The 10,578-nt window shown below is 60.4% G+C and carries 8 protein-coding genes; all 8 read left to right on the forward strand.

Annotated features, from left to right (window positions below):
• The first annotated feature begins 130 nt into the window (after positions 1 to 130).
• Positions 131 to 1,336: an imidazolonepropionase gene (hutI, locus tag ACIP66_RS15415; protein ID WP_400649012.1), complete on the forward strand. Its 1,206-nt coding sequence runs from the start codon at positions 131 to 133 to the stop codon at positions 1,334 to 1,336.
• A gap of 10 nt (positions 1,337 to 1,346) precedes the next feature.
• Positions 1,347 to 2,150, forward strand: a complete 804-nt coding sequence (gene hutG / locus ACIP66_RS15420; protein WP_400649013.1) for an N-formylglutamate deformylase — start codon at positions 1,347 to 1,349, stop codon at positions 2,148 to 2,150.
• A 251-nt stretch (positions 2,151 to 2,401) separates the two neighbouring features.
• The gene (pip, locus tag ACIP66_RS15425) at positions 2,402 to 3,373 is read left to right on the forward strand and encodes a prolyl aminopeptidase (protein WP_053116622.1); all 972 of its coding nucleotides are present in this window, start codon (positions 2,402 to 2,404) and stop codon (positions 3,371 to 3,373) included.
• The gene (gene dtd, locus ACIP66_RS15430; protein WP_400649015.1) at positions 3,370 to 3,807 is read left to right on the forward strand and encodes a D-aminoacyl-tRNA deacylase; all 438 of its coding nucleotides are present in this window, start codon (positions 3,370 to 3,372) and stop codon (positions 3,805 to 3,807) included. The genes pip and dtd overlap by 4 nt, the downstream gene beginning before the upstream one ends.
• Before the next feature lie 366 nt (positions 3,808 to 4,173).
• Positions 4,174 to 5,952, forward strand: a complete 1,779-nt coding sequence (locus tag ACIP66_RS15435) for a glucan biosynthesis protein G (protein ID WP_178124148.1) — start codon at positions 4,174 to 4,176, stop codon at positions 5,950 to 5,952.
• Complete coding sequence (mdoH, locus tag ACIP66_RS15440) at positions 5,945 to 8,515, forward strand: glucans biosynthesis glucosyltransferase MdoH (protein ID WP_400649016.1); 2,571 nt, start codon at positions 5,945 to 5,947, stop codon at positions 8,513 to 8,515. Before ACIP66_RS15435 ends, mdoH begins: the two co-directional genes overlap by 8 nt.
• A gap of 236 nt (positions 8,516 to 8,751) precedes the next feature.
• Positions 8,752 to 9,549, forward strand: a complete 798-nt coding sequence (locus ACIP66_RS15445; protein WP_400649017.1) for a transporter substrate-binding domain-containing protein — start codon at positions 8,752 to 8,754, stop codon at positions 9,547 to 9,549.
• A gap of 138 nt (positions 9,550 to 9,687) precedes the next feature.
• A partial coding sequence (locus ACIP66_RS15450) for an amino acid ABC transporter permease (RefSeq protein WP_400649018.1) occupies positions 9,688 to 10,578 on the forward strand: 891 nt, incomplete at its 3' end.

Consider the following 10,578-nt stretch of genomic DNA (forward strand, 5'->3'; position numbering starts at 1 on the left):
CCACTGATCGTTCCCACGCTCCGCGTGGGAATGCCTCAAGGGACGCTCCGCGTCCAGTGACGCGGAGCGTCACGGGCTGCATTCCCACGCAGAGCGTGGGAACGATCACCAACCCCAACGGAGGCCAACAGTGAAAACCCTCTGGCAACACTGCCACGTCGCAACCATGGCGCAAGGCGTCTACTCGATCATCGAGGATGCGGCCATCGTGACGTCCGGTGCGCTCATCGAGTGGATCGGCCCGCGCAATCAATTACCGTCCGGCGAATACCCGGCGGTCAATGATCTGCAAGGCGCGTGGGTCACCCCCGGCCTGATCGACTGCCACACGCACACGGTGTTCGGCGGCAACCGCAGCGGCGAATTTGAAAAGCGTCTGCAAGGCGTCAGCTATGCCGAAATCGCTGCGTCCGGTGGTGGTATCGCCAGCACCGTGCGCGCTACGCGTGAAGCGACGGAAGACGAGCTGTTCGCCAGCGCCGCCAAACGCCTGAAAAGCCTGATGCGCGACGGCGTGACCACGGTCGAAATGAAGTCCGGCTACGGCCTCGATCTGGTCAACGAACGCAAAATCCTCCGGGTCATCCGTCGCCTGGAAAAACAGCTGCCGATCAGCGTGCGCAGCACCTGTCTGGCCGCCCACGCGCTGCCGCCGGAGTACAAGGATCGCGCCGACGATTACATCGATCTGGTCTGCAACGAAATGCTCCCCGCGCTCGCCGCCGAAGGTCTGGTCGATGCCGTGGATGCGTTCTGCGAATACCTGGCCTTCTCGCCGGAGCAGGTCGAGCGCGTGTTTATCGCCGCGCAACAACTCGGTCTGCCGGTGAAGCTGCACGCCGAACAATTGTCCTCGCTGCACGGCTCCAGCCTCGCCGCGCGCTACAAGGCGTTGTCTGCCGATCATCTGGAGTTCATGGACGAGGCCGACGCCATCGCCATGGCCGAAGCCGATACCGTCGCCGTGCTGCTGCCGGGCGCGTTCTACTTTCTGCGCGAAACCCAGTTGCCGCCAATGGACGCCCTGCGCAAGCACAAGGTGAGAATCGCCATTGCCAGCGACCTCAACCCCGGCACTTCGCCGGCGCTGTCGTTGCGTCTGATGCTGAACATGGCCTGCACCTGTTTCCGCATGACCCCGGAAGAGGCCCTGGCCGGTGCGACGATTCATGCTGCGCAAGCACTGGGCATGGCCGACACTCACGGTTCGCTGGAAGTCGGCAAGGTCGCGGATTTCGTTGCCTGGCACATCGATCGTCCGGCGGATCTGGCCTATTGGCTCGGTGGTGATCTGGACAAACGCGTCGTCCGTCACGGCGTCGAATCAAGTCTGTAGGAGAGCGGTTGTGGATAAGGTTCTGAACTTCAAACAAGGTCGCGTGCCGCTGCTGATCAGCATGCCTCACGCTGGCGTACGCCTGACGCCTGCGGTGGAAGCCGGGTTGATCTCTGACGCGAAAAGCCTGCCGGACACTGACTGGCACATTCCGCAGCTGTACGACTTTGTCGAGGAACTGGGCGCGAGCACGTTGGCGGCTGAGTATTCACGATTCGTCATCGATCTGAATCGACCGTCCGACGATAAGCCGCTATACGCCGGGGCGACCACCGGGCTGTATCCGGCGACATTGTTCGATGGCATTCCGTTGTTCCGCGAAGGGCACGAACCGTCGAAGGAAGAACGCGCGACGTATCTGGAGCAGATCTGGACGCCGTATCACCGCACCCTGCAAGAAGAGTTGGCGCGATTGAAGGCCGAGTTCGGCTACGCGTTGCTGTTCGATGCGCACTCGATCCGTTCGATCATCCCGCACCTGTTCGACGGCAAGCTGCCGGACTTCAACCTCGGCACCTTCAACGGCGCCAGTTGTGATCCGCAACTGGCCAGTCAGCTCGAAGCAATCTGCGCCGGCCACAGCCACTACAGCCATGTGCTCAACGGCCGCTTCAAGGGCGGTCACATCACCCGGCATTACGGCAACCCGGCCGAGAACATCCACGCCGTGCAACTGGAGTTGTGCCAGAGCACCTACATGGAAGAGTTCGAACCGTTCCGCTACCGCGCCGACCTGGCCGAGCCGACGCAAGTCGTACTCAAGGAACTGCTACAAGGCTATCTGGCCTGGGCAAAGTCTCACTACACCGGCTGATCCACCCCTGTAGGAGCTGCCGCAGGCTGCGATCTTTTGATCGTTCCCACGCTCCGCGTGGGAATGCCTCTTGGGACGCTCCGCGTCCAGTGACGCGGAGCGTCACGGGCTGCATTCCCACGCAGAGCGTGGGAACGATCAACGATCAGGCTCCGGAGCATGCTCATTGACGTAAATCGGGTTTATGATGCCCAACGGCAGAATAATAGAAGTCCCCCCAGGGATGACCTCGACCCCTTACGGAGCGCGCAATGCAGACTTTGTTTCCGCAGATCAAACCTCACGCCCGGCACGATCTGGCTGTCGATGACACCCACACGCTGTACGTCGACGAAAGCGGTTCGCCGGAGGGTTTGCCGGTTGTGTTCATTCACGGTGGCCCCGGCGCCGGTTGCGACGCGCAGAGCCGTCGCTATTTCGATCCGAATCTGTATCGCATTGTGACCTTCGATCAGCGCGGTTGCGGTCGCTCTACGCCGCACGCCAGTCTGGAAAACAACACCACCTGGGATCTGGTCGCCGACCTTGAGCGCATCCGTAAACACCTGGGCATCGAAAAATGGGTGCTGTTCGGGGGCTCGTGGGGTTCGACCCTGGCGCTGGCCTACGCGCAAACTCACCCGGAACGTGTTCATGGTCTGATCTTGCGCGGGATCTTTCTCTGCCGTCCGCAGGAAATCGAGTGGTTCTATCAAGCCGGTGCCAGCCGTCTGTTCCCTGATTACTGGCAGGACTACATCGCGCCGATCCCGCTGGACGAACGCGACGATCTGCTCAGCGCTTTCCACAAACGTCTGATCGGCAACGACCAGATTGCGCAGATGCACGCGGCCAAAGCCTGGTCGACGTGGGAAGGGCGCACCGCGACCCTGCGGCCGAACCCGCTGGTGGTCGATCGTTTCTCCGAGCCGCAGCGCGCGCTGTCGATTGCACGGATCGAATGCCACTATTTCACCAACAACGCGTTCCTTGAACCGAACCAGTTGATTCGCGACATGGGCAAGATCGCCCATTTGCCGGGCGTGATCATTCACGGTCGTTATGACGTGATCTGCCCGCTCGACAATGCCTGGGAACTGCATCAAGCCTGGCCGAACAGCGAATTGCAGGTGATCCGCGACGCCGGCCACGCCGCCTCCGAACCGGGCATCACCGATGCCCTGGTGCGCGCGGCCGGCAACATGGCGCGACGCCTGCTCGACCTGCCGCCCGAAGAAGCATGAAGGGCCTTTTGCAGCGCGTCAGTAACGCGCGGGTGGAAGTGGCGGGCGAGGTCGTAGGCGCGGTCGATCAAGGTTTGCTGGTGCTGGTGGCGGTCGAACCCGACGACACGCGTACCAGCGCCGACAAACTTCTGCATAAGCTGCTTAACTATCGGGTATTCAGCGACGCCGAGGGCAAGATGAACTTGTCCCTGGCGGATGTTGGCGGCGGGTTGCTGCTGGTCTCTCAGTTCACCCTTGCAGCCGACACCAGGAGCGGGTTGCGCCCGGGTTTTTCCAGCGCAGCACCTCCAGCCCTGGGCGAGGAATTGTTCGACTATCTATTAGGCAAAGCGAAACAGATGCATGGCACTGTGGCATCAGGTAGATTCGGCGCGGATATGCAGGTGCACCTGGTCAATGATGGCCCGGTAACCTTCCTGTTACAGACCTGAAAGCGCTTGAAACATCTTTTTAAGGGCGTTTCGACTGAAAACAGGCATTTTTCGCGATAAATACTTGGTTACCCCCGATGCTTTGTCATGCGGGCTACTAGATAATCGCGCGCTACGGGGATCAGCGTTCGTTGGTCCGTTTTGACTTAGGTAGAGACTTGTCCGGAGCCGATTGGGGAATCATTTTGCCCCAGCGGAGTCGGAACAATGCTCGCCAACTTGGCAAGAGTGTTCTGGAAGGTCGGTTTTTCACTGCCGAAAACCCTCCAGGCACTTCATCTGGCCGTTGGTTTATTGATCTGTTTTCGGCGAGGGTTGCTCGTGATTGTTAGTCCCTGTAATGCAGCAAAATTGTCTGCCAAACGCATGCGAAGTGCTCTGGTAGCGGGCTCGGCGCTCCTGTGCCTGCTCAGCGCCGGTCAGCTTTGGGCGTTCAATCTTGACGATGTATCGGCCAAGGCAAAAGAGCTGGCCGGGCAGAAGTTCGAAGCCCCGCGCAGCAACCTGCCGAACGAGTTCCGCGACATGAAGTTCGCGGACTATCAAAAAATTCGCTTCCTCACCGAAAAGGCTGAGTGGGCTGATCAGAAGACCCCGTTCAAGTTGTCCTTCTATCACCAGGGCATGCACTTCGACACGCCGGTCAAAATCAACGAAATCACGGCGAACACCGTCGAAGAGATCAAATACGATCCGACCCGCTTCGATTTCGGCGACCTGAAATTCGATCCTAAGGCCACTGAGCAACTGGGTTATGCCGGTTTCCGTGTGCTGTACCCGATCAACAAGGCCGACAAGCAAGACGAAATCATGACCATGCTTGGCGCGAGCTACTTCCGCGTCGTTGGCAAGGGTCATACCTACGGTCTGTCGGCCCGTGGTCTGGCGATCGATACCGCATTGCCGTCTGGTGAAGAATTCCCGCGTTTCCGCGAGTTCTGGATTCAGCAGCCGAAGCCGGGCGACAAGCATCTGGTGATCTTCGCCTTGCTCGATTCGCCACGCGCCACCGGTGCCTATCGTCTGATCCTGCGTCCGGGCAGCGACACCATTGTCGACGTCAAAGCGCAGATGTTCCTGCGTGACAAGGTCGGCAAACTGGGCATCGCACCGCTGACCAGCATGTTCCTGTTCGGCGCCAACCAGCCGTCGAAAGTCCTCAACTATCGTCGTGAACTGCACGACTCCAGCGGTCTGTCGATCCATGCCGGCAACGGCGAGTGGATCTGGCGTCCGCTGAACAACCCTAAACACCTGGCCGTGAGCAACTTCAGCGTCGAAAACCTGCGTGGTTTCGGTCTGCTGCAGCGTGGTCGCGACTTCAGCCACTACGAAGACCTCGACGATCGCTACGACAAGCGTCCAAGCGCCTGGATCGAGCCGAAGGGTGACTGGGGCAAAGGTACCGTTGATCTGGTAGAAATTCCGACCGCTGACGAAACCAACGACAACATCGTTGCGTTCTGGAGCCCGGAAAAAATGCCGGAGCCGGGCCAGCCGCTGGACTTCGCTTACCGCATGCACTGGACGATGGACGAAGCGGCGATTCACGCGCCGGACAGCGCCTGGGTCTCGCAGACTCTGCGTTCGACCGGTGACGTCAAGCAATCGAACCTGATCCGTCAGCCGGATGGCAGCGTTGCTTATCTGGTCGATTTCGAAGGTCCATCGCTGGCGGCCCTGGCCCCGGACGCTGACGTTCGCAGTCAGGTCAGCGTCGGCGACAACGCCGAACTGGTCGAGAACAGCGTGCGCTACAACCCGGAAACCAAGGGCTGGCGCTTGACCCTGCGGATGAAAATCAAAGACGCAGGCAAGTCGACCGAGATGCGTGCCGCACTGGTTCAGCCGGTGGTAACGGCTGATCTGGCCAAGTCGTCGGTACCGGCGTCCAACTCGTCCGTGGCCAAGGCCGACAAGGTTGCCGCCAAGCAACAAGAGAAAGAAGACAAGGAAGCCAAGGCAGCCGAGGCCAAACAGGCTCAACAGGCCGATGCCAAGCCCGCTGCAGATGCCAAGGACAAGGCCAACAAAGACGCCAAGCAGCCTGTAGCTGCGGACGCGGCCCCAGCCACACCGGAATCGGCGCCGACTGAAGAAGTCATCACCGAGACCTGGAGCTATCAGTTGCCTGCCGATGAGTAACTCTCAAGTACAGCCAGAGACTCTGTCCGAGTATCTGGCGCATCTGCCGATGACCGACGAGCAGCGCGCGGAACTCGCGGGCTGCCAGTCGTTCAGCGAGTTGCATGAACGCCTGTCGTCCTCGACGTTCGACGCCCCTGCCGAAGCCGCCCAGGCTTCGGTGGGCAAACGCCTGACCCTGAGCACGGCTGAAGAGCTGGAAGAAGCGGAAATGCTGGTGCTCGACGCCAGCGGTCGGGTCAGCCTCAAGGCCACCCCGCCGATCCGCCGCACCAAGGTGGTTCCGGAGCCGTGGCGCACCAATATTCTGGTGCGTGGCTGGCGCCGTCTGACCGGTCGCACCAACCCGCCACAGCCGCCGAAGGACGAAAACGTTCTGCCGGCGGCGCGCTGGCGCACCGTTGGTTCGATCCGTCGCTATATTCTGCTGGTGCTGATGCTCGGCCAGACCATCGTTGCTGGCTGGTACATGAAAGGCATCATGCCGTACCAGGGCTGGTCGTTCGTCGATCTCGACGAAGTCCTGCACCAGCCGCTGCTGCAGACCGCCACGCAAGTGCTGCCGTATGCGCTGCAAACCAGCATCCTGATTCTCTTCGGGATTCTGTTCTGCTGGGTGTCGGCCGGTTTCTGGACGGCGCTGATGGGCTTCCTCGAGTTGCTCACCGGTCACGATAAATACCGTATCTCCGGCAAAAGCGCCGGCAACGAGCCGATTGCCAAAGACGCGCGTACCGCGTTGGTAATGCCGATCTGCAACGAAGACGTACCGCGCGTATTCGCCGGTCTGCGCGCGACGTTCGAATCGGTCGCGGCTACCGGTGATCTGGATCGCTTCGACTTCTTCGTCCTCAGCGACAGTAACGACACCGATATCTGTGTCGCCGAGCAACAGGCCTGGCTGGACGTCTGTCGCGAAGCCAAAGGCTTCGGCAAGATCTTCTATCGCCGCCGTCGCCGTCGGGTAAAACGCAAGAGCGGCAACCTCGACGACTTCTGCCGTCGTTGGGGCGGTGACTACAAGTACATGGTCGTGCTCGACGCCGACTCGGTCATGAGCGGCGAGTGCCTGACCAGTCTGGTGCGCTTGATGGAAGCCACGCCAGACGCCGGGATCATCCAGACCGCGCCGCGTGCCTCGGGCATGGACACCCTGTATGCGCGTATGCAGCAGTTCGCGACCCGCGTGTACGGCCCGCTGTTTACCGCTGGCCTGCACTTTTGGCAGTTGGGTGAATCCCACTACTGGGGTCACAACGCGATCATCCGCATGAAGCCGTTTATCGATCACTGCGCCCTGGCGCCGTTGCCAGGTAAAGGGGCGTTCTCCGGTGCGATCCTGTCTCACGACTTCGTTGAAGCCGCGCTGATGCGTCGTGCCGGTTGGGGCGTGTGGATTGCCTACGACTTGCCGGGCAGCTACGAAGAACTGCCACCGAACCTGCTCGACGAACTCAAGCGTGACCGTCGCTGGTGCCACGGCAACCTGATGAACTTCCGTCTGTTCCTGGTCAAAGGCATGCACCCGGTGCATCGCGCGGTGTTCCTCACCGGCGTGATGTCGTACCTGTCGGCGCCGTTGTGGTTCTTCTTCCTCGTGTTGTCGACCGCGCTGCTGGCGGTGAACACGCTGATGGAACCGCAGTACTTCCTCGAACCGCGTCAGCTCTATCCGCTGTGGCCACAATGGCATCCGGATAAGGCGATTGCGCTGTTCTCGACGACCATCGTGCTGCTGTTCCTGCCGAAACTGTTGAGCATCATCCTGATCTGGGCCAAGGGCGCGAAAGAGTTCGGCGGCAAGTTCAAGGTGACCCTGTCGATGCTGCTGGAGATGTTGTTCTCCATGCTGCTGGCGCCGGTGCGGATGATTTTCCACACGCGTTTCGTTCTGGCCGCGTTCCTCGGCTGGGCCGCGACGTGGAATTCGCCGCAACGTGACGACGACTCGACACCTTGGAGCGAGGCGGTCAAACGCCACGGCCCGCAAACCCTGCTGGGCTTCTTCTGGGCGCTGCTGGTGGTCTGGCTGAACCCGAGCTTCCTCTGGTGGCTGGTGCCAATCGTCGGTTCGCTGATGCTGTCGATCCCGGTGTCGGTGATTTCCAGCCGTGTCGGTCTGGGCCTGAAGTCCCGTGACGAGAGCCTGTTCCTCATCCCTGAGGAATACAATCCGCCACAGGCGCTGCTGGCGACCGATCAGTACACCCACGAAAACCGTTACCACGCGCTCAACGACGGCTTCGTCCGCGCGGTGGTCGATCCTCAGCAGAACGCTTTGGCGTGCTCGCTGGCGACTTCCCGTCACGGTCAGGCCGAGCCGATCGAATGGCTGCGTCAGGAACGTGTGCGTCACGCGCTCAAGGTCGGCCCTGCCGGGTTGAACAACCATGATCGTCTGCAATTGCTGAGCGATCCTGTTGCCTTGGCGCGTTTGCATGAGCAGGTCTGGGCGGAAGGTCACGCTGAGTGGCTGGATGCTTGGCGCGCTTCGGTGAAAGCCGATCCGCATGCGCCGTTGCTGCCGTTGCAACCGGTGAGCCTGCAAGCGCAACCGGCCTGATAAAAAGATCGCAGCCTTCGGCAGCTCCTACAGGATTATGTGAACACCTGTAGGAGCTGCCGGAGGCTGCGATCTTTTGCTTTTTAATCCCTCCCCGTAACAACAATTCCCGGCAAAAAGCCTTGTGCAAACGGACGAGTGCGTTAGCATCCGTCCCCGAATTGGCGCGCCCGGGCTTTTTTGCCCGTCACTGTTGGTTTTCGCGCCGCACACGCAATGGTTTTGGGGACTTGAAGATGAAGAAGTATCTGTCGATGCTGCTGGTCGGCGTCACGGCACTGGTTGCAGTCAATGTGGCGCAGGCTGGCGCAATCGATGACGCGGTCAAGCGTGGCACGTTGAAAGTCGGTATGGATCCGACCTACATGCCGTTCGAAATGACCAACAAGCGCGGCGAAATCATCGGCTTCGAAGTCGACATTCTCAAAGCCATGTCCAAAGCCATGGGCGTCAAACTGGAACTGGTTTCGACCGGCTACGACGGCATCATCCCGGCGCTGATGACCGACAAGTTCGACATGATCGGCAGCGGCATGACCCTGACCCAGGAACGCAACCTGCGCCTGAACTTCAGCGAACCGTTCTTCGTGGTCGGCCAGACCCTGCTGATCCGCAAAGAGCTGGAAGGCACCATCAATTCCTACAAAGACCTGAACACCGCTGACTACCGCATCACCTCCAAGCTCGGCACCACCGGCGAGATGGTTGCCAAGAAGCTGATCTCCAAAGCCAAGTACCACGGCTACGACAACGAGCAAGAAGCCGTGCTCGACGTGGTTAACGGCAAGGCTGACGCCTTCATCTACGACGCCCCGTACAACGTGGTCGCGGTGACCAAGGTCGGCGCCGGCAAACTGGTGTTCCTCGACAAGCCGTTCACCTACGAGCCATTGGCGTTTGGTCTGAAGAAGGGCGATTACGACAGCCTCAACTTCATCAACAACTTCCTGCACCAGATCCACGAAGACGGCACCTACGATCGCATCCATGACAAGTGGTTCAAGAGCACCGAGTGGCTCAAGGACATGGAATAACGCGCATCCGCTGATCGTTCCCACGCTCTGCGTGGGAACGCATCCTGTGACGCTCCGCGTCACGATCAAGCAGGGACGCAGAGCGTCCCGAGCGGCATTCCCACGCAGAGCGTGGGAACGATCATCCGAGAACCTGCAATGAAACAGAAAAAAGCCCAATGGCCCTGGCACGTCCTCACCGTGCTGGTGCTGGTCGGCCTGGCCGGCGCGTTGTATTACGCGACGTCGCTGATGTCCTACGAATGGCGCTGGAACCGTGTGCCGCAGTACTTCGCCTATCAGGCCGAAGAAACCCAGCGCGCCGCTGACATTTCCACGGTCACCGAACTCGTGCGCAAGGGCAGCAGCGCGCAGGTCACCCTGCGCAACGACGCTGGTGACGAGCAACACCTGACTGTCGACGAGAACAGCCTGCAATTCGCTCAGGGCGACGATGTGGCTGAAGGTGACGTCGTGGGTGTCACTCGCCATTGGGCGGCAGGGCCGCTGTTGTGGGGGCTGTGGACGACGCTTTGGCTGTCGGTAGTGTCCGGGATTCTAGGGTTGCTCATTGGTCTGGTCACCGGCCTGTGCCGGCTGTCGAACAACCCGACCTTGCGCGACCTCTCGACCATCTACGTCGAACTGGTACGCGGCACGCCGCTGTTGGTGCAGATCTTCATTTTCTACTTCTTCATCGGCACGGTGATGAACCTCTCCCGCGAATTCGCCGGGATCGCTGCGCTGTCGCTGTTCACCGGCGCCTACGTGGCCGAGATCATTCGTTCCGGTGTGCAATCGATCGCCCGTGGCCAGAACGAAGCGGCACGTTCGCTCGGTCTGAGTGCCGGTCAGTCGATGCGCCACGTGGTGCTGCCGCAAGCGCTGAAACGCGTGCTGCCGCCGCTGGCCGGGCAGTTCATCAGTCTGGTCAAGGACACCTCGCTGGTGTCGGTGATCGCCATCACCGAGCTGCTGAAAAGCGGCCGTGAAGTCATCACCACCTCGTTCTCGCCGTTCGAAATTCTGTTCTGCGTCGCCGGCCTGTAT

Source organism: Pseudomonas sp. NPDC088429, assembly GCF_044753305.1.
GTDB lineage: Bacteria > Pseudomonadota > Gammaproteobacteria > Pseudomonadales > Pseudomonadaceae > Aquipseudomonas > Aquipseudomonas rustica.

Excerpts from the sequence above, each read along its gene's own strand:
- pip (WP_053116622.1), top strand. The coding sequence starts at position 2,402 with ATGCAGACTTTGTTTCCGCAGATCAAACCTCACGCCCGGCACGATCTG.
- dtd (WP_400649015.1), top strand. The coding sequence starts at position 3,370 with ATGAAGGGCCTTTTGCAGCGCGTCAGTAACGCGCGGGTGGAAGTGGCG.
- ACIP66_RS15435 (WP_178124148.1), top strand. The coding sequence starts at position 4,174 with ATGCGAAGTGCTCTGGTAGCGGGCTCGGCGCTCCTGTGCCTGCTCAGC.
- mdoH (WP_400649016.1), top strand. The coding sequence starts at position 5,945 with ATGAGTAACTCTCAAGTACAGCCAGAGACTCTGTCCGAGTATCTGGCG.
- ACIP66_RS15445 (WP_400649017.1), top strand. The coding sequence starts at position 8,752 with ATGAAGAAGTATCTGTCGATGCTGCTGGTCGGCGTCACGGCACTGGTT.